21 protein-coding genes and 3 pseudogenes are annotated in these 26,177 nt (G+C 52.2%); 18 read left to right on the top strand and 6 right to left on the bottom strand.

Features of this window, described 5'->3' with window-relative positions:
- Nucleotide 1: 1 nt before the first annotated feature.
- From IPL17_RS01950 to IPL17_RS01910, 9 genes are all read left to right on the top strand, one after another.
- Nucleotides 2–1,267, top strand: coding sequence for an ASKHA domain-containing protein (locus IPL17_RS01950; RefSeq protein ID WP_345305393.1), 1,266 nt, complete (start codon nt 2–4; stop codon nt 1,265–1,267).
- Between the two features lie 96 nt (nt 1,268–1,363).
- The gene (locus IPL17_RS01945) at nt 1,364–2,242 is read left to right on the top strand and encodes a homocysteine S-methyltransferase family protein (RefSeq protein ID WP_345305392.1); all 879 of its coding nucleotides are present in this window, start codon (nt 1,364–1,366) and stop codon (nt 2,240–2,242) included.
- 617 nt (nt 2,243–2,859) lie between these two features.
- The gene (gene ltrA / locus IPL17_RS01940; protein ID WP_345305391.1) at nt 2,860–4,089 is read left to right on the top strand and encodes a group II intron reverse transcriptase/maturase; all 1,230 of its coding nucleotides are present in this window, start codon (nt 2,860–2,862) and stop codon (nt 4,087–4,089) included.
- A 1,736-nt stretch (nt 4,090–5,825) separates the two neighbouring features.
- The gene (locus IPL17_RS01935; protein WP_345305390.1) at nt 5,826–6,095 is read left to right on the top strand and encodes a hypothetical protein; all 270 of its coding nucleotides are present in this window, start codon (nt 5,826–5,828) and stop codon (nt 6,093–6,095) included.
- 14 nt (nt 6,096–6,109) lie between these two features.
- Nucleotides 6,110–6,451 (top strand): peptidoglycan binding domain-containing protein, encoded by a 342-nt coding sequence (locus tag IPL17_RS01930; RefSeq protein ID WP_345305389.1) that lies wholly within the window; start codon nt 6,110–6,112, stop codon nt 6,449–6,451.
- Nucleotides 6,411–7,778 carry a VanW family protein gene (locus tag IPL17_RS01925; protein ID WP_345305388.1) on the top strand — a complete coding sequence of 456 codons (1,368 nt, stop codon included), beginning with the start codon at nt 6,411–6,413 and terminating at the stop codon, nt 7,776–7,778. Before IPL17_RS01930 ends, IPL17_RS01925 begins: the two co-directional genes overlap by 41 nt.
- Nucleotides 7,779–7,828: 50 nt before the next feature.
- A complete protein-coding gene (locus IPL17_RS01920) occupies nt 7,829–8,047 on the top strand; it encodes a Trm112 family protein (RefSeq protein WP_345305387.1) in 219 nt (72 codons plus the stop codon).
- A gap of 2 nt (nt 8,048–8,049) precedes the next feature.
- Nucleotides 8,050–8,613 carry a HEAT repeat domain-containing protein gene (locus IPL17_RS01915; RefSeq protein ID WP_345305386.1) on the top strand — a complete coding sequence of 188 codons (564 nt, stop codon included), beginning with the start codon at nt 8,050–8,052 and terminating at the stop codon, nt 8,611–8,613.
- Nucleotides 8,614–8,627: 14 nt separating this feature from the next.
- A complete protein-coding gene (locus IPL17_RS01910) occupies nt 8,628–10,067 on the top strand; it encodes an LCP family protein (RefSeq protein ID WP_345305385.1) in 1,440 nt (479 codons plus the stop codon).
- A 71-nt stretch (nt 10,068–10,138) separates the two neighbouring features.
- Here IPL17_RS01910 and IPL17_RS01905 read toward each other — a convergent pair whose 3' ends face one another.
- Nucleotides 10,139–10,450, bottom strand: a complete 312-nt coding sequence (locus IPL17_RS01905) for a hypothetical protein (RefSeq protein ID WP_345305384.1) — start codon at nt 10,448–10,450, stop codon at nt 10,139–10,141.
- A gap of 164 nt (nt 10,451–10,614) precedes the next feature.
- On the opposite strand from IPL17_RS01905, the gene fmt reads away from it, so the two are divergent.
- From fmt to IPL17_RS01860, 9 genes and pseudogenes are all read left to right on the top strand, one after another.
- Nucleotides 10,615–11,538 (top strand): methionyl-tRNA formyltransferase, encoded by a 924-nt coding sequence (fmt, locus tag IPL17_RS01900; RefSeq protein ID WP_345305383.1) that lies wholly within the window; start codon nt 10,615–10,617, stop codon nt 11,536–11,538.
- A 54-nt stretch (nt 11,539–11,592) separates the two neighbouring features.
- Nucleotides 11,593–12,315: an aquaporin gene (locus IPL17_RS01895; RefSeq protein ID WP_345305382.1), complete on the top strand. Its 723-nt coding sequence runs from the start codon at nt 11,593–11,595 to the stop codon at nt 12,313–12,315.
- Nucleotides 12,316–12,669: 354 nt separating this feature from the next.
- A pseudogene (locus tag IPL17_RS01890) lies at nt 12,670–13,165 on the top strand (rubrerythrin family protein).
- 198 nt (nt 13,166–13,363) lie between these two features.
- A pseudogene (glpK, locus tag IPL17_RS01885) lies at nt 13,364–14,861 on the top strand (glycerol kinase GlpK).
- Between the two features lie 39 nt (nt 14,862–14,900).
- Complete coding sequence (locus tag IPL17_RS01880) at nt 14,901–16,595, top strand: glycerol-3-phosphate dehydrogenase/oxidase (protein WP_345305381.1); 1,695 nt, start codon at nt 14,901–14,903, stop codon at nt 16,593–16,595.
- 21 nt (nt 16,596–16,616) lie between these two features.
- On the top strand, nt 16,617–17,573 hold the full coding sequence (locus tag IPL17_RS01875) for a glycosyltransferase family 2 protein (protein ID WP_345305380.1): 957 nt from the start codon (nt 16,617–16,619) through the stop codon (nt 17,571–17,573).
- Nucleotides 17,563–18,204 (top strand): histidine phosphatase family protein, encoded by a 642-nt coding sequence (locus tag IPL17_RS01870; RefSeq protein WP_345305379.1) that lies wholly within the window; start codon nt 17,563–17,565, stop codon nt 18,202–18,204. The genes IPL17_RS01875 and IPL17_RS01870 overlap by 11 nt, the downstream gene beginning before the upstream one ends.
- 57 nt (nt 18,205–18,261) lie before the next feature.
- Nucleotides 18,262–19,365, top strand: coding sequence for a 2-dehydropantoate 2-reductase (locus tag IPL17_RS01865; protein WP_345305378.1), 1,104 nt, complete (start codon nt 18,262–18,264; stop codon nt 19,363–19,365).
- Between the two features lie 18 nt (nt 19,366–19,383).
- Nucleotides 19,384–21,078 carry a nucleoside kinase gene (locus IPL17_RS01860; RefSeq protein ID WP_345305377.1) on the top strand — a complete coding sequence of 565 codons (1,695 nt, stop codon included), beginning with the start codon at nt 19,384–19,386 and terminating at the stop codon, nt 21,076–21,078.
- A 42-nt stretch (nt 21,079–21,120) separates the two neighbouring features.
- Here IPL17_RS01860 and mgrA read toward each other — a convergent pair.
- The 5 genes and pseudogenes from mgrA to IPL17_RS01835 all read right to left on the bottom strand — a co-directional run bounded on the left by mgrA (nt 21,121) and on the right by IPL17_RS01835 (nt 26,148).
- Nucleotides 21,121–22,112, bottom strand: a pseudogene (mgrA, locus tag IPL17_RS01855) (L-glyceraldehyde 3-phosphate reductase).
- Entirely contained in the window at nt 22,093–23,163 is a 1,071-nt protein-coding gene (locus IPL17_RS01850) for an aldehyde reductase (RefSeq protein WP_345305376.1), read from the bottom strand. Before IPL17_RS01850 ends, mgrA begins: the two are co-directional and overlap by 20 nt.
- Nucleotides 23,164–23,165: 2 nt before the next feature.
- Nucleotides 23,166–23,966 (bottom strand): DUF92 domain-containing protein, encoded by an 801-nt coding sequence (locus IPL17_RS01845; RefSeq protein WP_345305375.1) that lies wholly within the window; start codon nt 23,964–23,966, stop codon nt 23,166–23,168.
- Between the two features lie 80 nt (nt 23,967–24,046).
- The gene (locus IPL17_RS01840; protein WP_345305374.1) at nt 24,047–24,958 is read right to left on the bottom strand and encodes a PH domain-containing protein; all 912 of its coding nucleotides are present in this window, start codon (nt 24,956–24,958) and stop codon (nt 24,047–24,049) included.
- On the bottom strand, nt 24,952–26,148 hold the full coding sequence (locus IPL17_RS01835; RefSeq protein WP_345305373.1) for a YbaK/EbsC family protein: 1,197 nt from the start codon (nt 26,146–26,148) through the stop codon (nt 24,952–24,954). Before IPL17_RS01835 ends, IPL17_RS01840 begins: the two co-directional genes overlap by 7 nt.
- Nucleotides 26,149–26,177 lie beyond the last annotated feature (29 nt).

The following is a 26,177-nucleotide window of genomic DNA, read 5'->3' as shown; positions in this document are numbered from 1 at the left end:
GATGAATCCACAGATCGTGTATGGCGAGGATGTGATGTCCCGTATTCAATACACAATCGAGCATAAAGATGGGCTTGAGAAGTTGCATAAAGCGATTATTGCCACGTTGAATAAATTGCTCAAGCAAGCCGCGAAGACTGCCAAGATAAAAACTGAAGATATTCTAGAGATGGTATTGGTTGGCAACTCGACCATGCATCATCTTTTGCTAAACCTGCATCCAAAGGACTTGGGGCTTGCTCCATTTGTACCTGCGATCCATAAGTCGGTGGATGTGAAGGCACGTGAACTGGGATTGCATATCAATTTGGCTGGCAATATTCATATCCTGCCTACGATCGCATCGTTTGTCGGTGCGGATACCAGCGCGATGATCCTCGCAGAAGAACCGCACAAGCAGGATGAAAATTGGCTATTGATTGATGTCGGAACGAATGCGGAACTTGTTTTGGGAAATCGCAAACGATTGGTGTGCACATCCACGCCCACTGGACCTGCGCTCGAAGGCGCGCATGTGGAGTATGGAATGCGAGCCGCGCCGGGCGCAATGGAACGTATCATTATTGACGAGAACACACTGGAACCCAAATATAAGGTTATCGGTGTGGACGGTTGGAATATAGATCACGCTGACTTCAAAGGTAAGGTCAAGGGAATCTGCGGGTCAGCCATCATTGACGGAGTGGCAGAATTATTCCGGGCAGGGATTGTGGACTCTCGCGGTAAGTTCAAGACCGGGTTAAGTTCGAATCGTATCCGAAAGGGGGAGAGCGGCTGGGAGTATGTCATTGCCTGGGCTGATGAAACTTCCATTGGCCGCGACATCCCCATGACCCAGCAGGATGTGAGACAAATTCAATTGGCGAAGGCTGCGTTATTCACCGCGGCGCGAACATTATTGAAGCGCTCTGGTTTAGAATCTCCTGATAAAATCATCCTTGCGGGCGGCTTTGGAAGTTATATTGATAAGGAAAAAGCCATGCTGATCGGATTGATTCCCGATTGTGTTTTGGATAATGTATATGCCGTTGGCAATGCCGCAGGAGATGGCGCGCGGATTGCGCTGCTAAATATTGAAAAGCGCAGGGAAATTGAATCGGTGGCACGCAAGGTTGAAAGATTTGAATTACCAACTGATCCTGAGTTCCAAAATCAATTCATGCTTGCGACAAGTTTCCCACATATGAGCGAGGCGTTCCCGCATATCGCGCATTTGATTCCCAATCGGGTGGCGGATCCGATGGCGAAGAAATTTATGGTCAAATAAAAACATTAACCACAAAGTGTCACGAAGGCACACGAAGGAAAAGATTTTTAAAACCTTTGTAACCCTTTGTCTCCTTCGTGGTAAAAAGGAGAGCAGATGAATAAATTTTTGGAAAGATTGAACGGCGGGGAGATCCTTGTTGCGGACGGGGCAACAGGATCAAATTTGCAGAAGATGGGACTCAAGCCGGGTAAGCCACCAGAGGATCTCATCATTGACGATCCCGATACACTTTTGAAATTGGCAAGCTTTTTCGCCCAGGCAGGCTCGGATATTATTCTCACCTGTACCTTCGGCGGGACGCGCATGAGAATGAAGGATTCAAAATATCAGGATCGAATGCCTGAGGTAAATATGCGGGCTGTTGAGATCGCGCGCAAAGCCGCCTCTCTCAACAATGGCATGGTTGCTGGCTCCATGGGACCCGTGGGCGGGCTTCTTAAGCCTTACGGTCCGCTTGAACCAGAGGATGTAAAAGCCACGTTTGCAGAACAAGCCAAGGCATTAGCCGAAGGTGGTGTGGATTTGTTATTGATCGAAACCATGTTTTCCTTCGAAGAAACCAACGCGGCCTTTGAAGGAGCACGTTCTGTGACCGACCTGCCGATCGTTGTCTCTTTCAGCTATGATCGCGGTGTCCGTACCATGATGGGTGTCAAGCCGAAGGATGTAATCAAACGGTACACTGAAATGGGCGCTGTGATGATCGGCGCAAATTGCGGGACAACGCTTGAGAATATGGAATCGGTTGTCAAGGAATATGCGGCAACAGTGCCGAATTTTCCGTTGTGGGTCAAGCCAAACGCGGGCGTTCCACACATGGACATTCAGACTGAGCAGGGTGTCTACGATATGACCCCAGAAGATATGGGGAATTATGCAAAGAAATATGTTGAGCTGGGAGCGAAGGTTGTGGGCGGTTGCTGCGGAAATACTCCCGAACATATCGCGGCAATTGCGAAAGCAGTCAAATAGATTTGATAATCAATGATAAAGAGCCTCGGATTTTTACCGAGGCTCTTATTGTGCGCCCAGCACGGGCGTTGACTAGAGGGTGAAAGACCCTTACAGAGGTTGATTGCACCAACTGTTAGCGGAAGGCAAGGGCGTTACCGCGAGGTGAGGTCTGAAGGAAGCCGGAAGCAAACCTGCGACTTGAGGAACACGAAGCGCATGAGAGGCTGTCCAAGTCGGGCGAGTTGGCAATAAGCAACGAAGCCCAATGCAATCAAGGGCTTGGGAAGTAAATGCGACAAGGGTGCAGGGAAAGCCAACGTTCTTACCTGGGGAGACCTGTCATCAAGCTGAAAGGCAACCCTGCTTGTGAAAGCAGATTGAGATGGCAGGAGTCAGCAGAAGCCATAGTACCGGAAAAAAAAAGAAGACGGGAAGGGCTGAACAAAGAGAGGATTAGTACAGTGAGCAGTTTGAGGAATGAACAAGGAAGGCAGAAACTCTCAGATAGGGAGACTGATGGACAAGCGAAGCAGGTGAAGCCTGCGGGACTTGTTCAGAGCGCCGAGCCGTTCCCAACACGAGACAATGGAAAATCCGACGTAAGGACGTGGGAAGCGGTGTTCGAGAGGGAGAACATGCAGACCGCGTTGAAGCGAGTAGAGAGCAATAAAGGAGCGGCAGGAATAGATGGAATGAAAGTGGAAGACCTGCGCGACTACTTGAAGGCGCACTGGCAAGAAGTGCGCGAGACTCTTGAAAGTGGGAAGTATCGGCCAAGCCCTGTTCGGCGGGTAGAAATACCAAAGTCGGATGGCGGAGTGAGGCAACTGGGCATACCGACAGTGATAGACCGGGTAATCCAGCAAGCGATAGCGCAAGTGTTGAGTCCGATGTTCGAAGAAATCTTTTCAACGCAGAGCTACGGGTTTCGACCCGGGCGAAGCGCGCATCAAGCCGTACAGCAAAGTCAGGAGTACATCCGAGAAGGCTACGACTGGGTCGTGGATATAGACTTGGAGAAATTTTTCGACCGAGTTAATCACGACATGCTGATGGCAAGAGTGGCGCGCGTGGTGAAAGACAAGCGAGTACTGAAGCTCATCCGAGCGTACCTGAATAGTGGCGTGATGGTGAACGGAGTGGTGATGGAGACAGAAGAAGGGACACCTCAAGGTGGCCCGTTATCGCCATTACTTTCGAATGTCATGCTGAATGATCTGGACAGGGAGTTGGAAGAGCGAGGACACAAGTTTGTGAGATATGCGGACGATTGCAATATCTACGTGAAAACGGAGAGAGCTGGAGAACGGGTACTGGAAAGTGTGAAGCGGTATCTGGAGAAGAAGTTGAAGTTGAAAGTGAACCCGAAGAAGAGCAAGGTCGAACGAGCGACACGGGCGAAATTTCTAGGATTCAGTTTCTGGAAACGGAAGGGAGAAGTATTCATCCGAATAGCGAACCGGACGAAGGAACGCTTTGCGGAGAAGATACGCCACCTGACGAAGCGAACGCGCTCAGGCGAGATGGAAGAACTCATCCGTCAAATCAATCGATATCTGATTGGCTGGATGGGATACTACCGACTGGCAAGAACGCCGAGTGTGTTTCAGGGACTGGACGAATGGATTAGACGGAGACTGAGACAGATGCAGTGGAAACGCTGGAAGAAAGGGACGACGCGCTATCGGGAAATTGTGAAGCTTGGAGTGCCAAAAGGACGAGCGGCACTTGGAGCAGTTGGTACAAGTCCGTGGCGAATGTCGCACAGCCCAGTGATACATGAAGCCCTAAGCAACGCGTATTGGCGCAGCCTAGGGCTTGAAAGCATGTTGGAACGATACAACAAAGTACGTTATTCTTTTTGAACCGCCGGATGCGGACCCGCATGTCCGGTGGTGTGAGAGGGGGCGGTTAATCGCCGCCCCCCCCCCCCCCCCCCCCCCCCCCCCCCCCCCGGGGGCGCGCCGGGGGGGGGGGACCGGGGGGAGCCGGAGCCCCCCCCCCCCCCCCCCCCCCTGGGGCGGGGGGCCCCGGGGCCCCCGCCCCCCCCGGGACCCCCCCCCCGCCGGCCCCGGGCGGGGGCCGGCCCCCCCCCCCGGCCCAGGCCCCGGGGGCTGGCGGGCCCCGGGCGGGGGGGGCCCCCCCCCCGGGGAAGGGGGGCGGCCCGGGGCCCGGGGGGGGCCGCCCCCCCCGCGGGGGGGGGGGGGCGGGCCGCCCCGCCGCCGGGGCGCCCCCCCCCCCCCGGGCGGGGGGGGGGGGGGGGCCGCGGGGCAGGGCGGGGGCCCCCCGCGCCCCCCTTGGGGGGGGGGGGGGGGGGGCGGCCCGGGGCCGGGGGGGGCGGCGCCGGGGGGGGGGGCGGGGGGGGGGCCGGCCCGGGGCCGCCCCGGGCGGGGCCCCCGGGGGGGGTGTGGGGCCGGGGGGCCGGCGCGGGGGCGGGGCCCGCGGGGCCGGGGGGGGGGGCCGGGGGGGGCCCGGGGCCCCGGGCCCCGCGGGGGCCGGGGGGGGGGGGGCGCCCCCCCCGGGGGGCCCGGGCGGGGGGGGGGGGGCGCCCCGGGGGGGGGGCCGGCCGCCCCCGGGCGGGGGGGGGGCGCGCGGCGGGGGGGGGGGGGCGGGGCCCGGCGCCGCCGCCCCCGGCGGCGGGGCCACCGGCCCGGGGGGGGGGGGGGGGGGGCGCCGCCCCCCGCCGGCCCCCGGGCCCGCCGGGGGGGGGGGGGCCCCCCGGCGGGGCCGCGGCCCGGCGGGGCGGGGGGGGGGGGGGCCCCCGCCGGCCCGCCGGGCCCCCCGCCCGCGCCCCGGGCCGGGCACCCCGGGCGGGGGGGCCGCGGGCCCCCCCCGGCGGCACGGCCGCGGGGGCCCCGGCCGGGCGGGGGGGGGCCCCCCCGGGCCGCAGGGGGGGGGGCGGGCCAGGGGGCAGGGGGACGGGGGCCGGGGCGGGGGGGGGCGGGGGGGGGGGGGGGCCGGCCCGGCGCCGGCCGCGCGGGGGGGGGCCGCGGGGGGGCGGGGGGGCGGGGGCGGGGCCAAGGGGAATGTGGGGGGGGGGGGGGGGGGGGGGCCGGGGGGGTCCCCGCCCCCGGGGGAACGGGGCCGGGGGGGTGTGGGAAGCCCGGGCCGGGGCGCCCCGCCGGGGGGGGCGGGGGGAAGGGGGGGGGGGGGGGGGGGGGGGGGGGGGGGGGGCGGCCGGGTCCTCCGGGGGGCCCTTCCCCTGGGTCCTTTCGGGCCGCGGGGGGGGGGGGGGGCCCCGCGGTTGGAAGGGGGGGGGGGGGGGGGCCGGGCCCCCCGGGGGGGGGGGGGGGGGCCCCCGCCGGGGGGGGGGGGGGCCCGGGGGCAGGGGGGGGGGGGGGGACGGGGGCCCCGGGGAGGGTGGGTCCCGGGGGGGGTTTTCGGGGGGGGGCTTGGGGGGCCGGGGGGGGGGGGGGGGGGGGGGGGGGGGGGGGGGGGGGGGGGGAAGGGGGGGGGCGGGGGGGGCGGCCCCGCCCCCCGGCCCGGGGGCGGGGGGGGCGGGGGGGGGCGCCCGGGCGGGGGGGGGGGGGGGGGGGGGGGGGGGGGGAAGTGGGAGGCTTTCTTTGGGGTCGATCACTAAAGATCTAAAACATGGATTTCAATGCTCCTAAAATCTTATACTTCAAACTGGTTCCTATCACAAACGAAATCGTTTTTTCGTTATAATCCTTTCCATGAATGCCAAATTTATTATCAGGCGCGACCTGCCGAGGCAAATCATCGCCGTCTTGGTTGGTGGACTTTTTTGTTTCTTGCCATTGTCCTAACCTGGACTTTGGGATACCAACTATTTTATGCCGGACGCATCTTCCCAGGCGTCTCTGTGGCAGGCGTGGACCTTTCGGCCTCGCTCCCAATGATGCCGCGTTAAAGTTAAACCAAACCTTGTCCTATCCCATTACCGGCAAAATATTATTCCGTGATGCAGACAAATTATGGGTCGCATCTCCTGCGGAACTGGGGATGGTCTTTGATCCATCCGCGAGCTCACTGGCTGCCTATAAATACGGGCGTTCCGGCGGTGTGTTTGGCGCACTCGCCAGTCAAGTTAGAGCGGGCGGACTGGGTTCGGATGTTGCGCCTGTGATCATCTTTGACCAACGTGTGGCGTACACCTATTTGCAAAATATAGCTGTTCAGGTGGATACGCCTGTTCTTGAGGCCAGTCTGCGCGTGGACGGTACGAATGTTATTGCCGAGCCGGGTCAATTGGGGCGTTTCCTTTAATCTTGATGCGACCCTGATCTACCTCGGCGCACAACTGCAATCTTTCCGAGATGGCGAAGTGGCGCTGGTCATTCAGGAATCCGCTCCCAGACTATTGGATGTTTCCTCCCAGGCAGAAGCTGCTCGCCAGATCCTGAGCCAGCCGTTGAATCTCACGCTTCCGAATTTCCGTGAAGGGGATCCTGGTCCGTGGACCTACGATGTCTCTGTGTTGGTGAACATGCTTGGCGTGACGATCGATGATTCCAGCGGCACAGCCCAGATGAAGGTTGGGTTGGATCGTGTGGCATTGCGGAATACCCTGACAGAATTAAAAACATTCGTAGACCGACAACCTGATAATGCAAGGTTTGTTTTTAACGATGGTACTAGCCAGATCGAGCCGATCGCTGTTTCAACGATTGGCCGCTCCATGGATGTCGAAGCCAGCATCGCTGCCATTAATGAGGCGCTCTTGCGTGGAGAGCACACGGTTGCGCTTTCCGTTTCAGAAGAACAACCCGCGGTAGCTGATACAGCCACTGGCGCGGAATTAGGCGTCGTGCAATTGGTCGGTGAACAGACCACTTATTTCTACGGCTCCAGCGATGCGCGCATCCAGAATATTGTCGCTGCCGCTGAGCGTTATCATGGATTATTGGTGGCGCCCGGCGAGACATTTTCCATGGGCAGTGTGCTGGGTGACGTGAGTCTTGAAAACGGATTTGCCGAGGCGCTGATCATTTATGGCGGGCGCACCATCAAAGGGGTGGGTGGAGGCGTCTGTCAGGTCAGCACCACCCTTTTCAGAACCGTATTCTTTGCAGGTTATCCTGTTGCTGAGAGATATTCCCATGCGTATCGAGTTTCATACTATGAAATGGATGCCAGCGGATCAGTTGACACGAATTTTGCCGGCATGGATGCAACCGTCTACTTCCCGCTCGTTGATTTTAAATTTGTGAACGATTCAACTTCGTGGTTGTTGATGGAAACCTATGTCAATGTTGGCGCGCGTAGCATTACCTGGAAGTTGTATTCCACTTCTGACGGGCGTAGTGTCACATGGGAAACGACTGGTCCTTCCAATGTCGTTCCGCCACCCGAACCGCTTTTTGAAGAGAATTCAGAATTAAGAAAGAACGAGATCAAGCAAATTGACTACGCCGCACAGGGCGCAGATGTCAATGTCACCCGTACGGTTTGGATCAATGGACAGGTTTATTTTACAGATCAATTCCAAACTCATTACCAACCGTGGCAGGCGATCTGTCAGTATGGGCCTGACACAGAAGACCCCGAGAAAAAAGCCAGAAAAAACAATCAATGCCTCTCGCCCAGCAATTAAAATTCGACCTGAATTCACATGGTACAATCTTTTTAGTAAAAGGAGAAACTATGGTTAGCACAGAACTTCTTGAAATATTACGTTGCCCAAACTGCGTGCGCGAAAAGCAGGGCCTGCTGGTCTTGCATAAAGATACGTGGCTTGTTTGTCAGGATTGCAGCCGCAAGTACCCGATCGTGGACGACATCCCCGTCATGTTGATCGACGAAGGGGATAAGTGGGTCAACACCGCACAAGACGCGCTCCCAGTTCCGCCGCCTTCCAAATAAAAATGCACGCACTGCTGGCTGAATTAACCAGTGGAGACGATGTCCGCGCAGAAAATTCCATTCCCGCGATCGTTGAGTTGGGAATGACGGCGATTCCAGCTTTACTGGAATTGGCTCGCGCCGAGGATGCTGATTCTCGCTGGTGGGCGGTACGCGCCCTCGCTGCTTCGCCTCACACGCGGACCGAGGACCTGATTCCGCTCCTCAGCGACTCAACCCCGGAAGTGCGAGCCGCTGCAGCGCTGGCGCTCTGCAATCATCCTCATGAAAGCGCGGTTGATGCATTGAGCCGGAGTCTGTTTGATGCGGATGCACTGACAGCGGGGCTGGCGGGAACTGCTCTTGTTAAAATCGGAAGCCCTTCGGTACCGAATCTGCTTGAGATTATGAAAGGGGCGCCGATGGGCGTCCAAATTTTGGCATTGCGTGCATTATCCGATCTACGAGATCATCGCGCGATCCCTGTGATGATGAAAGTTCTAAATGAAGAATCCGCTGTGCTGCATTATTGGGCACAGGAAGGCTTGCAGAAACTCGGATTGGATATGGTATACGGCAAGCCATAAGGTTGTACAAAATAATGAATCGTGACTCTTTGAAGAAAATAAGATTTCCAAAGTTATCCATTGGACAGTTGGTCTTTTGGGTCTTTACAATAGCACTAAGTGTAGGTGCGTATATTTTTGTGGGGAACTTGACCGCGTGTTGGAATTTAACCAATTTGCCGGGGATCGCTCCTGCCCAATGTGGTCAATCAAATGGGACCAGTCAGTTTAATCCTGAGGGCACGCCCATTGCGCCTGCAGATCTACCCCCCACGCCGGTTATTGCTCCTATTGTTGATCTGCCGCCTGCCTGGGATGGCGCGAGCCGCATCAATATCCTTTTCATTGGCTTGGATGCCCGTGACCTTGAATCACAGGATGGCCCTCCGCGTTCCGATACGATGATGCTGATCACGATCGATCCGCTTACCAAAACTGCGGGTATGTTGTCCATTCCACGTGATATGTGGGTGAATATCCCGGGCTTTGGATACAGCCGTATTAACACTGCTTATTCCAGCGGAGAAGGTGCGCAGCTGCCGGGTGGTGGTCCTGCGCTTGCCATGAAGACCGTTTCCAATTTTATCGGTGTTCCAGTTGATTATTTCCTGCAGGTTGATTTTGCCGTATTCACCGACGTGGTTGATATGCTTGGATGTATCGAAGTCAACCCAACTGAAGATATGATCCTTGATCCGGTCGGCTCAGGTACTGATCACTTTAAGCTTACCTGGGGCGGTACAAGACAACTTTGCCAGGGCTGGAAGGTGCTGGCTTATGCCCGCAACCGTCACACTTCAGGTGGCGATTTTGACCGCGCCAAACGCCAGCAGGAAGTTGTTCTTGCCTTGCAGAAAAAGGTGTTTGACCCTGAGGTATTTCCGTCCCTGATCGCCAAAGCGCCGCAAATGTATCAGGAATTGTCGTATGGTATTCATACCAACATGCCCTTTGATGATGCCCTTAAACTGGCTGTGCTTGCCAAAGATATTTCACGGGACAGTATTAAATCCGGTGTGATCGATACCACTATGGTGACATTTGATAATGTCACCCTTGGCGGACAGAACGCCAGTATTATGAAACCGATTGCGGATAAGATCCGTGTTTTGCGCGATGAGATCTTTACATCTACCGGTCCGCTCAGCCCGATCGCGCAGGGTGATGTTCCCGCCTTGATGCGTGAGGAAGCGGCTCGAGTGCGCGTCTTGGATGGTACTTTTACCCCAGGTCTTGACCAGCGTGCAGGCACCTACTTTCAGTCTCAGGGCATGAATGTAACGGAAGTAGGTTCTGCGGCAGAAGCATACTCTCAAACCACTGTGATCGTGTACGGCTCCAAACTTTACACAGTGAAGTACCTGCAGACCACTTTCGGGTTCACAGATAAACAGATCAAATTCGTCTCGGACCCAGCCTCCACCGTGGATATCGAAATAAGGATCGGTTCTGATATTGCAGGTAATATCCCGTAAATCTTGATAAGCTAGTTTAAATAAAAAAACTCGCGGCATCAGCCGCGAGTTTTTTTATTATTTCGGAAAATTTATCCCCAACCTTGATTGCGAATAAAATCAGAGATCATCGGGATCTTCACATCCTGACCCTGATAAGCCTGATAGGCCCACCACAGCATGATGAGGAAAAGGACAGCGCCAAATCCGCAGGTAACTGTCGAGAGGATGGAAAGCACAACGGTTGCTACCAAAGATTGGACCGCGTTAAACTTAACATATGGACGGTTTTTCTTATCTTCCATAAAAAGAGCAACGAGAGCGATGATAGGGATGAGATAGCCGAGCATTGCCCATAACTTATCATCACTGGTGATCTCAGGGGACATTGGTTCTTGAGACATAATTAACTCCTCCGAATAGATTGGTTTGAATTTTTATTATTTTACAACCAATCCCCTTATCATGCAACCAACATAAATATCCATGAGTACTGGTAATCCTTTTCTCCTTTTATGCCTTGCAGGTAATTTTATTCAAGGGTTATGTATATGTTAAAATCAAACCCATGTCCATTCGCGTTGTATTCATGGGTTCCCCTGAATTTGCTTTGCCCACTCTTTCATCATTGGCAAATTCATATCAAGTTGTTGGCGTCGTCACGCAGCCAGACCGCGCTTCGGGTCGCGGAAGGGAATTGAAAGCGCCGCCTGTAAAACCTCTAGCCCTTACTCTACATATTCCTGTCATCCAGCCCGAAAAATTACGATTGCCTGAACCGATGGAGCAGCTCCGAGCATGGGCGCCTGACCTGATCGTTGTTGCCGCTTTTGGTCAGATCCTGAAAAAAGACGTTCTTGAACTTCCAAAGTTTGGGTGCATCAATGTACACGCCTCATTACTTCCACGCTGGCGGGGGGCGGCTCCGATCAATGCTGCGATATTGGCAGGCGATGAAGAGACGGGTGTGACCATCATGAAAATGGATGTGGGATTGGATACCGGTCCGACGTATGTTAAGCGATCCATCCGCCTCAAACCTGACGATACGACTGGTTCGGTTTTAGGAATATTATCCACACTGGGAGCTGTTCTACTTAACGAAAATCTTTCGGATATCATTTCTGGAAAACTAAAGACACAACCTCAGCCCGCAGAAGGCGCAACCTACGCTCCCATGCTGAAGAAAGAAGATGGCTTATTGGATTTCACACAGCCAGCCATTGAATTGGAACGACGCGTACGCGCGATGAATCCATGGCCGGGCGCATGGTTTGAATGGGACGGGAATCCACTCAAGGTTGCGCGCGCATCCGTTGTCTGCGTAGAAAAAGGATTGGCTAGCGGAAGCAGATTCACGGTCGAGGGCAGACCCGCTGTCATGTCTGCGGATGGCGCACTGGTTCTTGAGGAAATTCAACCCGCGGGCAAGAAAGTCATGTCGGGCAGGTCGTTCCTCGCAGGTGCGCGTGAATGGACAGCTTTTGCGTAGCGTATCGAAGTCATGAGGGTTGTATCCCTCAAATCATTTTTTATGGAGAAAATAATGTCTAATGTGAAAGTGTTTGTTGCGGAGTTTATCGGGACTTTTACGCTTGTGTTCGTGGGGATGGGAGCGGCGATCGTAAACGCTGGGTTGGTCGGTATCGCGCTTGCGGAAGGTTTTGTTTTGGCCGTCTTTATTTATGCCTACGGACATATCTCGGGCGCACACCTGAACCCGGCTGTGACGTTTGGCCTCGCGTTGAACGGTACCATTAAATGGGCGCAGACCGCATTTTATTGGATCGCGCAATTCGCAGGCGCAGCATTGGCGGCGTATCTGCTTAAGCTTTTTGTGGGCGTGGTTGGCGCCACCATTGACCCCGGCGCGACAGTGGGAGCGCTGACGGATGCGGCTCCAATCATGGCGATGAGTGTCGAGGTCATTTTAACTTTCCTGCTCGTTAACACATTTTTGCATACCGTTGTTTCAGGCAAGCGCGGCGAATTTGCAGGGTTGGCGGTCGGTATGACATATGCCTTTGCCATCATGGCTGGATTGCCATTTACAGGCGCTTCCATGAATCCTGCGCGGACTTTCGGTCCGGCGATTTTTGCCCTCCCGAGCTTTTCAAATGTTTATACATACGTGATCTATTTCTTCGGTCCATTGATCGGTTCAACACTTGCGGTGCTTGTCTATAATTTTTTCAAAAGCGAAGATGAAATAATCGAAGATGATGAAGACGAAATGGATGATGCTGAAGAAATTCCCGCTGAAGCCTAAATAGATCAGTCTGAATTGCACAAAATGAGAGAGTAGTTTCCACGAAAATTGGAAACTACTTTTTTTATCTCTCCAGCATTAGGATACACGAGGGGAGTGCAAATACAGGCGTGTGAAGTATTCAAGAACATCAGGTTGAATAACTTCAATAATGGCTAAAAAGATGTGTCATGCTGAGGGATATTTTTTTCCGCAGCATTCTTCCCCAGATCGATTCTACGGCCGCTGAAGCATGTTTCCTGTGGTTGACATGACAAATTTTTGGGCTTATTCATCTCACGTTGAATAGTGTGAGATGCTGCGATATAATAATTGTGAAGAATTTCTCAAACTAGTCAGTCCATAGGAGATATTATGCCAACCACAATTGAAAACCTGAAAGAGTCGTTTGCAGGAGAGTCAGGCTAACCAGAAATATCGCGCATTTGCAAAGAAAGCAGAAAGGGATGGCTTCCCGAATGTGGCGCGTTTGTTCCGCACCACTGCGGAGGCAGAGCGGATCCACGCTGAGGGGCATTTGGCCTCATTGGAGGGGATCGGTTCCACTGCTGATAATTTGCAGGCAGCCATTGAAGGCGAGACTTACGAGACCGTTACCATGTATCCACCGATGTTCGAACAGGCAAAAGCTGATGACCACAAAGCCAGACGAATGTTTGGATATGCGTTGGATGCAGAAGCCGTCCATGCCAAATTGTATGCGCTTGCTTTGGAAGCGGTGAAAGCGGGAAAGGACATGACCGATGTGGAGTTCTATCTTTGCCCGGTCTGCGGCAATATTGAATTGGGAAAACCAACCGAGCCATGCAAGGTCTGTGGTGCGAAAGCTGATAAATTTATTTTGGTTTAGTTCCGAAACAGAATCTGATAATTCCCGTCGAAAGGCGGGAATTGTGTTTTAGATACAATTAGGGCAAAGTGAATACAGTGGCTAAGTGATAATCAGTATTTAATCTTTTTTGTTTTACAATTGCAAAAAGCTTCGTAATTGATCGGCTCTTTTTTCAACGTTATTTTTTCGAATTTTAAAAAGATAAGGAAAAGTTCCATGCCAAAATATGTTGCTGCAATAGATCAAGGTACGACCAGTACCCGCTGCATGATCTTTGATCATGATGGAAACGTAGCTGCTGTTGACCAGAAGGAACACCGCCAAATTTTTCCAAAGCCAGGCTGGGTTGAGCATGATCCAATGGAGATATGGACTCGCGTACAGGAAGTAATGTGGGGCGCGCTTGAGAAGATGGACCGTGGTCATATGACAGAAGTAAGTGAGATCGCGGCTATCGGCATTACGAATCAACGTGAGACGACACTGGTCTGGGACAGGAATACTGGTCAGCCAATTTATAATGCCATCGTCTGGCAGGATACGCGCACGGATGTGATTTGTGCCAAACTCGCGAAAAACGGCGGGCAGGATCGTTTCCGAAAAAAGACTGGCCTGCCTTTAGCCACATATTTTTCAGGGCCAAAAGTCAAATGGATATTGGATAATGTCAAAGGCGCGCGTGCCAGGGCGAAAAGCGGGGAGTTGTTGTTCGGCAATATTGACACCTGGATCATTTGGAATTTGATCGGCGAGCATGTTACCGATGTGACCAATGCCTCACGTACATTGTTGATGAACCTCAAAACACTGGATTGGGATGACGAGATCCTGAAGTTGATGGGGATTCCACGCGCGATGCTTCCACAGATCAGATCATCTTCTGAAGTGTATGGAAATGTCAAAGCAGGGCGATTACAGGGGATTCCTGTCGCGGGAGATTTGGGTGACCAGCAAGCTGCCCTTTTTGGTCAAACCTGTTTCAGTGCGGGTGAGGCCAAGAATACCTATGGAACAGGTTGTTTCATGCTGATGAATACTGGCGAGAAACCTGTTCAAAGCAAGGCAGGCTTGCTCACAACGCTCGCCTATAAGATCGGGAACCAAAAGGCAGTTTACGCTTTGGAAGGTTCGATCGCGATCGCGGGAGCGCTGATCCAGTGGCTGCGAGACAATTTGGGACTGATCCAATCCTCTGTAGATGTGGAAGCACTCGCAAAATCAGTTGAGGACAGCGGCGGCATATATTTTGTTCCTGCCTTCTCTGGATTGTATGCGCCTTATTGGAGATATGATGCGCGCGGCGCTATTCTGGGCATGACTCGGTACATAAACAAAGGCCATATTGCGCGCGCTTCTTTGGAAGCCACCGCATATCAGACGCGCGAAGTGTTGGATGCGATGGAGAAGGATTCCGGGCGTGGTTTTGACCGCCTTAAAAGTAGATGGCGGCATGGTCTTCAATGACTTGTTGATGCAGTTCCAATCAGATATTTTGGACGTGCCTGTGGTGCGCCCAAAGATCGCAGAGACCACTGCGCTCGGTGCGGCATACGCAGCGGGATTGGCGGTTGGCTTTTGGAAGGATTACAAGGAATTGCGCGCCAATTGGGGCAGGGATAAAGAGTGGAAGCCAAACATGACAACAAAGCGGCGTGAGGGTTTATACTCTGGTTGGAAAAAAGCCGTTACACGAACGTTTGATTGGATCGAATAAATAAGAGGGTTGAACTTTAATCGTTCAACATGAACCGACATGAACCGACAAGAAATTCTAGCTCAAATAAAAAATAACCCCGAAATTTCTGTGCTCATCGTTGGCGCAGGGATTAACGGGATCGGCACGTTCCGCGACCTGGGTCTCAATGGTGTGGATGTGCTGCTTATTGATCGCGGCGATTTTTGCTCTGGGGCGAGTGCCGCATCCTCACATATGGCGCATGGCGGTATCCGTTATCTGGAGAACGGTGAATTTCGTTTGGTGCGGGAAGCCGTGCGCGAACGTAACCGCATGATCCAGAACGCGCCGCATATTGTCAGCCCGTTGCCGACGACGATCCCCATATTTAAATATTTTTCCGGGATGCTAAACGCTCCGCTTAAATTTTTAGGCTGGCTTGACAAACCGTCTGAACGTGGTTCGATTATCATCAAACTTGGTTTGATCATGTATGATGCCTACACGGGAAAAAATCGGACTGTGCCGAGACATACGGTGCTATCCCGCGGAAGTTCGCTGAGTAAATGGAAGCAGCTTAATCCTGAGATCGTTAATACCGCGACATATTATGATGGGTTGATCTCAGATCCTGAAAGACTGGCTCTTGAAATTGTCCTGGATGCGGAATCGGAAACCCCTAATGCGCGTGCGCTGAACTATGTCAGCATGGTCAATGGCGAAAAGAATACGGTCATTCTGCGCGATGAGTTGACCGATGAAACCTTCGAAGTTCACCCAAAGCTTGTGATCAATGCTGCCGGTCCGTGGATCGATTTTACAAACCACAATTTTGGTCTGTCAACCAGATATGTTGGCGGTACCAAAGGCTCACATCTTGTTGTGGATAATCCCGAGTTACGCGCTGCAATTGGCGGGAATGAGTTTTTCTTTGAGAATAAAGATGGGCGCATTGTATTGATCTTCCCATTATTTGACCGTGTCTTGATCGGTACATCTGATATAAAGATAGAAAACCCTGATGAAGCGCGCTGTACTGAAGAAGAGGTGGATTATTTTATTGAAATGATCTCGCGGGTATTCCCATCCATCAAATTAACCCGTGAACAGATCGTCTTCCGCTTTACTGGCGTGCGTCCATTGGCGAATAGCGGCAGCGGGAAAACCACGGGGCAATACAGCCGTGATCATCATATCGAAGTATTGAGCGGTGATTGGACAAATCTGAGTTTCCCCGTCTATTCTCTGGTTGGCGGCAAGTGGACTTCCTTCCGGGCATTTAGTGAGCAAGTCACAGACAAAGTTCTTGCGTTCCTTGGAAAATCCCGCCAAAAATACACAACCGACCTGCCCATTGGCGGTGGGCGCGGCTATCCGCGCAGCGAGGAGGATCGGAAAAAGCATCTTGAAAGCTTGGCTGCCTGGACTGGACTCGACCAGACTGTGCTCCGCCCCTTGTTTGAAAGATATGGCACGCGTGCCGAGGCCATCGCTAATTTTATCAAACGCGGAACGGATGAAGCGCTAAAGTCTCTGCCCGGTTACACCCGCCGTGAGATACAGTTCCTTGTGCAGTATGAAAAAGTTCGTCACCTTGATGATATTGTCCTGCGCCGTACCATGCTTGCCATGCTTGGTAAGTTGACGAAGGAAAGCATCTTTGAACTTGCCGATATTTTGGGCGAATCCCTCGGCTGGGATGGGGTACAGAGAACTGCCGAAGCGGAACGTACCCTCCGTTTATTGGACGACAGGCACGGGGTCGGGTTTTGATGCGCATGGTAAAATTCCTGCGTGCCTCCGAAACATAAGCTCAAAGTTGATCTGGTTATCCCTGTTTATAACGAAGCGGTCATCGTGGGACAAACCCACACGCATGTCCGTGATGTTGTGGATTCTCTTCCATACGATTTTCAATTTATTTATGTAGATGACGGTTCCAACGACGGGACGGTTGCTGCGCTCCGAAAAATTGCGGAGGGCGACCCGCGTATTTCCGTGCTTCAACTTAGTCGTAATTTTGGACATCAAGCCGCACTGACGGCTGGACTAGACGCTGCGTTGGGTGAGATTGTCATCACAATGGATGGTGACGGTCAACACCCGCCTGAATTGATATTGCAAATGATCGATCTCATCCGGAATGGATATGATATTGTTCAAACTCAACGTATGGATGATGGTGGCTCGATATCATTTAAGAAGTGGTCATCCAATCTTTTCTACCGTTTGATCAACGTGGTAAGTGGTACACAGGTGTTGCGCGGTGCCGCAGATTTTCGTGCGCTTTCCCGCGCTGCGCTTGATGGTCTGCGTTCAATGCGTGAGTACCACCGCTTCCTGCGCGGCATGATCTCATGGATGGGATATTCCAGTGTCATCCTTCCATATCAAGAACCAGCCCGCGTTGGCGGTGAATCGAAATATTCATTGGGAAAAATGTTCCGCCTGGCCTCAGATGCTGTTTTTTCTTTTTCGCTTGCGCCGTTGTATATCGGGTTGAGCACGGGGTTGGGGTTCCTTGTTTTGGCTGCGGCCCAAATGATCTATGTGGCAGCTTTATGGCTTACCGGACAAACTGAACGAATCGTGGCTGGTTGGAGTTCGTTGATGGCGATCATGCTTATCGCAAGCGGTATTATTATGATTCTGCTTGGCTTTATCGGTGTGTATGTAGGCTATATTTTCCAGGAAGTGAAGCGCCGGCCAATTTACTTGATAAAGGGGGAGAAGCCAAAAGATGGAGAATAGACCCCAGCCTTTTCATATCACTTTAGTCCGTCATGGCGAATCGGTCGGGAATGCCGAAGCACGCTGGCAGGGACAGGCCGATTATCCACTCACAGATACTGGCCGTGCACAGGCACGGGCTCTTGCTGAACGCTGGAAGAATGAAAATGCTAAATTCGATCTGCTGATATCCAGTCCGCTTATTAGAACAAAAGAGACCTCCGAAATTATCGCAGCCACACTCAATGTGACTGTTGAGTTTGATCCGCTCTGGCTTGAACGTGACAATGGCGATTTTTCAGGGCTTACAGCGCATGAAGTTCGCCAAAACTTCACCCATCCCCAATTCAGCACGCCGTATGACCCTGTTGGCGGTGATGGGGAAGGCGATTGGGAATTATTCCTGCGGGCAGGACAGGCATTACAAAGCCTGCTTAAGCGTGAACCTGCGCGCTATTTGATCGTGTCACATGGCGGCCTCTTGAATCAGTTCATGCATGCGGTTATTGGGGTTGCTCCGCAGGCGAATAATTCAGGTACGCGCTTTCGGTTTGGTAACACCGCCTTCGCGCAGTTGATGTATTATCCGCACCAGCATCGCTGGGCGATCGATCGGATTAATGATCATGCCCATTGGAAAGATACGGATTAGGGGTTGAGCGTAAACAGGTAATTTCACACTAAAGAATAAATCTTTTCAGAGGCAGCTTTGCAATCATCCATACCCAACTTAAAACCAACCGAACGCTTAAATGTACTTGTCTTTGGCGCTGGCGCCATCGGGACGTATTTTGGCGGTTCTCTTATCCTCGCCGGTCATAATGTTATTTTTGTTGAACAGCAAAAGATCGTGGACGAATTGCGCGAGCGGGGTTTGCGCCTCGAGTTGACCATTGATGAAAGACGAAAAACAAAGGACGCCTTTATCGTTTCCCCACGCTCTTTCGTAATGGTATCTTCACTGGAGGAAGCCCTGAAATTTGGTCCATTTGATGTTGCGTTATTTGCGTTGAAATCCTTCGACACCGCTGCTGCATTGGATGGGATGAAACCCTTTGCCGATAAACTTCCGCCCATGCTTTGCCTCTCCAACGGTGTTGAGAATGAACAACTGATCGCGCGTGAACTTGGGGCGGACAAGGTCATCTATGGCACGGTCACCTCAGCGATCGGGCGCCGCGGGGTTGGCGATATCGTGCTGGAAAAACTGCGCGGTGTTGGTGTGGCGGCTGGACATCCGCTTTCTGAAAAACTTGTCGCCGCGTTGGACGGCGCATTTTTGAATTGTCGGTTGTATCCTGAACCGCATGGGATGAAATGGTCGAAGATGCTAACCAACCTGATCGCCAATCCAACCTCCGCGATACTTAATATGACAGCAGCGCAAGTCTTCGCCAACAACAAATTATATAAACTTGAAATAGATATGTTGAGCGAATGTCTGGCGGTTATGGCGGCGCAAAATCTGCAAGTGACAGATCTGCCGGGTACGCCTGTGAAATTACTGGCTCTTGCCGCAAAGTTTCCGCTCTGGCTTTCGAAGCCATTTCTATCTCGTGCCGCTGGCAGCGGTCGCGGCGCCAAGATGCCCTCTTTTCATATTGACCTGTATTCTGGGCGCGGCCAAAGCGAGATCGAATATCTGCACGGCGCAGTGGTGCGCGCAGGCAGGGAATTCAATGTTCCCACGCCTGTCAATGCAGCGCTAACTGAAACACTGCTGGCTTTGACAAACAAGGAAATCCCGCTCGAAGAATACGCAAATCAACCCGAGAAACTTTTATCCCAGGTTAAAAGTCAAAAATCAGCTTGACCTTTGACAATGAATTCCATGTCAATAAATATCGTTCCACCCAATAAAAATATTGAACTCCATCTCTCTGATGGACGTGTGCTTGAAGGTCCGCGTGGAGCATCTGTGGGGGAATTTCTGCAAACGGTCAAAGATGATTTTAGCGCGCCGATTGTCGCGGCGATTATCAATAATGAGATCCATGAACTGTCATATTTAATCGAGATGGAAGCGCGCTGCACCCCCGTCACCATGGACTCAGCTGACGGTGCGCGCATTTATCGGCGTTCACTTGTCTTTCTGTTGGAAATGGCGTTTATGGATCTTTTCCCGAATGGCAAACTTACGATCGATCATTCGCTTTCCTCGGGTGGATTTTATTGTCAGGTTACAGAACGCGGCGCTCTTGCACAAGACGAACTAGACGCACTCAAGCTCCACATGCAGAAGCTGGTCGAAGAAAACCATCCGTACGAGCGCAAGGAAGTTCCTGCGCAGGTCGCCATAGAATATTTCAAGATGCGCGGCTATGACGATAAAGTCCGTTTGTTCGCATACCGCCAAAAAGATTACGTCACGCTTTACAGCCTCAATGGTCAAATGGATTACATGCACGGCTATATGGTTCCATCCACTGGGTATTTGCGATGGTTTGACCTGAATCTTATTAATGGCGGATTTACCATTCAATTCCCGCGCCGACATGCGCCCACGGATCTTGAGCCGATGGGTGATTACCCCAAACTGATCAATACCTTTCGCCAATATGGCGATTGGCTGGAGAGTCTCAACATTGATAATGTCGGCGCTCTCAATGATGCGGTTCTGTCAGGTCGTGCCGATGAGATACTGCTTGTCTCTGAAGCCTTGCATGAACTAAACGTCGCGGATATTGCCCTGCAGATCGCTCAAAAAAATTCCAGAATTATCCTGATTGCTGGTCCATCGTCCTCTGGGAAGACAACCACTTCCCGCCGATTGGCGATTCAATTACTTGCGCGCGGCATCTCGCCCTATCCGCTTGAACTGGATAATTATTTTATTGACCGTGACAAGACTCCGCTGGGGGAAGATGGCAAGCCTGATTTCGAAAATCTCGAGGCATTGGACTTACCCCGTCTCGCAGAAGATCTTGAAAAAATTCTCGCTGGAGAAAAGGTCCAGTTGCCGCGTTACAACTTCAAGTCAGGGAAGAGCGAGGCGGGCGACATCATCCAATTGAAGGATGGGCAGCCGCTTATTTTGGAAGGGATTCATGGAATGAATCCGCGCCTCATTTCTGACCGTTGGTCTGGTGCGGCGTTTCGAGTATATGTCTCCGCATTGACACAGCTCAACCTTGACCGCCACAATCGAGTCTCGACGACCGACACGCGACTCATCCGCCGCATGGTGCGGGATGCCCGCGAGCGCGGATATTCTGCCGCGCAGACGATCAGCCGTTGGGAATCAGTGCGGCGGGGCGAGAAGCGCCACATTTTCCCATATCAGGAAAATGCAGATGTGATGTTTAATTCCGCGCTGGTCTATGAGCTGTCTGTGCTCAGACCATTTGCTGAACCCCTGCTTCGGCAGGTGCAATACCGCGCTCCTGAGTATATTGAAGCGCGCAGATTGCTCGCCTTCCTTGAATGGTTCCTGCCGCTGGATGCGAGTCTGGTTCCAGCAAATTCAATTGTGCGTGAATTTTTGGGCGGATCAGGTTTGAAGGATTTCAAGATTTGGAGAGGGTAGTTAAATCAAAACTCCGGGTTCATTTTGAACCCGGAGTTTTTTCTATTTCAATATAACTTCGATCTGTTCCAGCTCTTCGGCTGTGAAATCCAGCCTGTTCAACGTTCCCACCGCATCTTCGATCTGTTCCACTTTGCTGGCGCCGATCAAAACAGATGTCATGCATTCATGACGTAAAACCCATGCTAAAGCCATTTGAGCCAAAGTCTGTTCACGGGATTGGGCGATCTCGTTCAGTTTATTTACTTTGGCTAATTTATCATCCGTGATATTGGCGGGTTTAGAAAGCCGTGTGCTTTTGAGGCGCGTGAGCCTTCAGGAATATTGCCTCCAAGATATTTGTTGGTGAGCAATCCCTGCGCAAGCGGCGAGAACGGGATGCAGCCAATACCTTCCTCTTTGAGCGTGTTGAGTAATTCGGGTTCCACCCAGCGGTTGAACATGCTGTAAACAGGCTGGTGGATCAAACACGGCGTGCCGAGTTCCCGCAGAATTTTTGCGGCTTCTCGTGTTTTGTCTGCGGGGTAATTTGAGATACCCACGTAAAGCGCCCGCCCGCTGCGGACAATGTGATCGAGCGCGCGCATGGTCTCTTCAAGCGGAGTCTCAGGGTCGGGGCGGTGATGGTAGAAAATATCCACGTAATTAAGCCCCATGCGTTTCAGGCTTTGGTCGAGGCTGGAGATCAAATATTTGCGCGAGCCCCAGTCTCCATAAGGACCATCCCACATGGTATAGCCTGCTTTGGATGAGATGATGAGTTCATCACGGTAGGGTTTTAAGTCCTTTGCCATGACCTGCCCAAAGGTCTCTTCGGCGGAACCGGGGGGAGGGCCGTAATTATTGGCCAGATCAAAATGCGTGATGCCCAGGTCAAATGCGCGCAAAAGCATATTACGGCTGTTGCTGAATGTGTCCACGCCGCCGAAGTTATGCCATAAGCCAAGTGAAATGGCGGGAAGTTTGAGTCCGCTGCGGCCGGAGCGGTTGTAGCGCATGGAGGTATAGCGGGATTCATTTGGTAGATAATTCATGTCTGCTCCTGCAATTATACAAACAAAACCGTTGTTCGATCAGACTTTCTGCCATCGAGAGAATGGCTTCCTCTTTTGAGTGTGGAGTCCATTTGAGGATATTCTTTGCTTTTTCATTCGAAAGCGTAAAATCCCAATCCAGGCTTTGGACGACCAGGGCGATCTTCTTATCGAAAAGCGCCAGTATCTTTATGGCAATGGATGGGAATAATATTCGGGGTATCTTATAACCGCGTTTTCCGTAGTTCTTGTAAAGCAGATCGGCAAGGTCTTTGATCCAGATCGTGTCTGCAGAACACAAAAAGCGCTTCCCGGCCGCTTCAGGAGTGGTCATGCCGAGGAGTATGGCGGAAGCGACATCGCGCACATCAACAATACCCACTTTGATGCGTCCCACCCCGGGGATTTGTCCAAGCATGTAGGTGCGAATCATTTCTGCTGAAGTGGGAAAATCTTTGTTGAGAACGGGTCCAAAGATCAGCGGCGGGTTGATGGACACCATTTCCATCTTGTTGATATTTTCTGAGCCATTGATAAAGTCCCACGCGGCGCGTTCTGCAAGGGTCTTGCTTTTTGAGTACGCCCCGATATTATTTTCAATAATAGACCAATCCTCTTCGTTGAAGGCGCGGTCTTCCCCCCCGTGACCTGCTGATATTGCTGCAACCGAAGAAACCTGCACAACCCGTTTGACCTTTGCGTGGTGCGCGGCCCGCAGGACACGCAGTGTCCCTTGAACGGCTGGAATGATCAGTTCATCTTCATCCTTTGGCTCAAAAAGTGGAAATGGGGATGCGATATGCAAAACGAAGTCGCAACCGTTCATGGCTTCATTCCAGCCTGCGTCCTGAGTTAAGTCTGCTGTGATGATTTCGAGTCTGTCGTTTCGATCAACTTGTTTTGCGATCGTCTCGCGGACTTCGGCTTCGCGTGAATTCGTTCGCAATGTGGCGCGGACTTTATAGCCCTGCTGAAGAAGTTGGATGATGGTGTGCAGCGCGACAAATCCGCTGGCGCCTGTGACGAGGATGGGGTTTGATGAGGATGTCATGATTACAAGAGTCCTTTGAGTAAGAGACAAACTAGTACACCGAATGCACCGCATGCAAAATTGACCCAATCATTATCGAGCCATCCCCAACCGCGTATCAGGGTGGTGGGTGTGCCGCAGGTATGCAATGGATGTTTCTCGGTTTCTTTATGATCCTTTGGGCAAAAGTATATGGCTTGCACTGTCGCGCCGAGGAAAGAGTCAAACAAGGAGCCGGCGAGTCCTGCCAGAGTGACGATAAAAAATGTTGACACAGAATCAACTGTCGGGTTAAGCGCAGAGGCGAGTATTCCAATTAGCGCCGAACCCGCCAGGGATGCGAGCGTTCCGAATAATGAGATCCCGCCTGAAGTGCCTTTTTCCACCGCTTTTTTTAAGTTGGTGATAATTCTTGGGGGATGCGGATTCAGCACGCCCAATTCAGTTGCCCACGTGTCGGCATTGACTGCGGCGAGTGCTGCGGCGAATCCGAGCCATGGGATGATTGATTCTGGGTAAAAATAATGCAGTGCTGCGAATGCAGTGGCGATGCCGCCGTTCCCAAAGACCTGGCCGGCATCACGCTCGTGTCCTTTTGAAAATTTTTCGTTGAGACCTTGTTTGCGTTTCTTAAAGGCGCGGCTGAGAACAGATGAGGTAATGAAAAATGTGAGTAATAAAATAGCCCATTCCCATCCTCCAATTCCAAAAATGATTGTGCCGGTAAATGTCGCTGCAACTGCCCCACCTTTGCTTAAGCTGCGCGCGCGATAGGCGAGATACGCGATGATGAGGGCGAGAGTAAATCCGATGAGTAGTTGCATATGTTTATTATGGCTTTGCGGGCAATCTCTGCTAATGCGATAAGATTGCTTCGGGCAAGGTGTGCTCTTGCAATGACATATTAGATGGGTGTTGTAATGATGAAAAGTACTGACAGCAAGAATAGCAAACTGGTTAATGTGCTTGAGCCCCAAACAATAAATGCTAACACACGCTCTTTTTCCCAGCGATAAAAATACAAACCTGCGATCCAGCCCGCGACTGAGAGTAAAAGACTGGCAAGCGGAAAGATGATCAGCTGCGACGATGAGACCGTTTCGAGCGTGCTGCCGATAAATTGCGGTCCGAGCGCCACGCGCGGTGTGGATGGAATGATCAAGCTGGCCCAAATGAACAAGCCAATATTAAGGAATAAGCCGCTCAGCCATAGGTACCGCGCAAGCCCGCTTTCCCAAGCTTGTATCACAGCAAAGGATGGGTACACAGATTTTGATTCGACGTTGGCGGTGCTCCCCAGTTCGGTAGTGCGCGCAAAAGTTTGCGCAAGCCCTGTGGGATCTTCAGGAGATATAACAAAGACGCGTTTGGCGGTTGCTACAAGAAGGAGCTTTTTTGCATCGGATGCGAGAAATTCAACCATGCCAAGATCAGGGTGACGGCGCATCCCCAATAATCCACCTGGCAAGGGAAAGGATGGAAGTGAGACGGGATTTGTGAGGTCATCTGCTGAGCGGATCCATTCAATATCTGTCAGCGGAATATCTTCGATGCGTAACCCCCAATTGATCTTTAAACTATCGCGGCTGAGATAATAATCCGCGCGCCAGAGTGAATATAAACGATATAGAAAAAAAGGGATCGGTACAAAAGATGCAAGCGCAACGAGTAGTGAGATTAGAAATATAGGACCGACTTCTGCGCTTGAGAGTTTGATGAATGCTGAAATCGTGATGACGGTCAGGATAATAATGAATACCCCATGCAGAATCATGCCTCGTTGTTTGGGTGGAGGGAAATGGCTGCTATTTAACATGTCTGGGTTTGGAGCGCAATGAGGATCTCTTGGCAGTTCACTAACCTGTTCTCGCCGTCTTTGCGTGGCTTCAATTCTACCATTCCGTTTTTTAGGTTTTTCTCGCCCACTGTCACCCGGACAGGGCAGCCGATCAGATCTGCATCATTGAATTTGACCCCTGCGCGTTCATCGCGGTCATCAAATAGAACCGCCAATCCGGCGCTTTGAAACTGGTCATAAATTTCACCAGCCTTCAAGAGCGTATCTATTTCCTTGCCGGGTATGTGCATGAGATACACATCAAATGGGGCCATGGACTTGGGAAAAGTTAATCCTTTATCGTCGTGATGAGTATCCGCCAAAGCTAAGAGAATATTGTCAAAATTGAAGTTTGATCGCGTAGCCAAGTTGATGGATGAGATGATTGATAGGGTGTCGTCGCATTGGTCGCAAAAGTCACCTGGCTTTACTTGAACCAGGTCGGCGACGATCTCAGGAGAATAATCCCTGCCGCAATTTGTATTCAGTAAATGATAGCCCGCCTCGTTCGCTCCCGCCGTGAGGTTGGGTGACTGCGTAATGAGGTCATCTACAACGATGAGGCCATTTTTTAATCCAACGGGAGATGCGTATCCAGGCGTTGCGCCTGCGCTCATTATTTCTTCAGGTGTTGCCAATCTGAATTCGCCGATGACGTTTTTTAGTTTTGCTTCACTCAGGTTCATGTCCCCACGGATTACTACAAACACAAATTGATGATCGGATGTACGGGTATACATCAGGGCTTTGGCGGTTTTCTCTTTTGGCAGGTTTAGAAAATTGGCAAGGGATTCGATTGTACTGCAATCTGGAGTGGCTATTCTTTCAATTGGTAGTTGCCCTTCCTGGACGGGTGGAGACTTTTTGAACTTTGCAAGTTCAATCCGTTCCGTATATTTACAGGATTTACAATGAATGATCTCGAAGGGACCAGTTGAAATGGGGAAATATGTTTCGATCTCGTTTGAAATAATGGAGAGGTCGAGAAGTGAGATGAAGTTAGGATTTTTTGATAGATCTTGTAATCTGCTGAGCACTTGCTCTCCAAGCGGCAGGATCTCGTTTTCACGAGTCACATATCCTGCGCGGACAAGCCAGCCGAAGCCGGGAGTGCGCGCATTATTTGGAAAGTCACGCTGGGTTTGGATTTGGAGTTCGCGGTATTTCATGGATTATAAAAAGACCCTAAAGGTCTCTG

Source organism: Candidatus Villigracilis saccharophilus (genome assembly GCF_016711665.1).
Note: the sequence above shows the minus strand (reverse complement) of the source record. Positions and strands in the feature narration are given on the sequence as shown.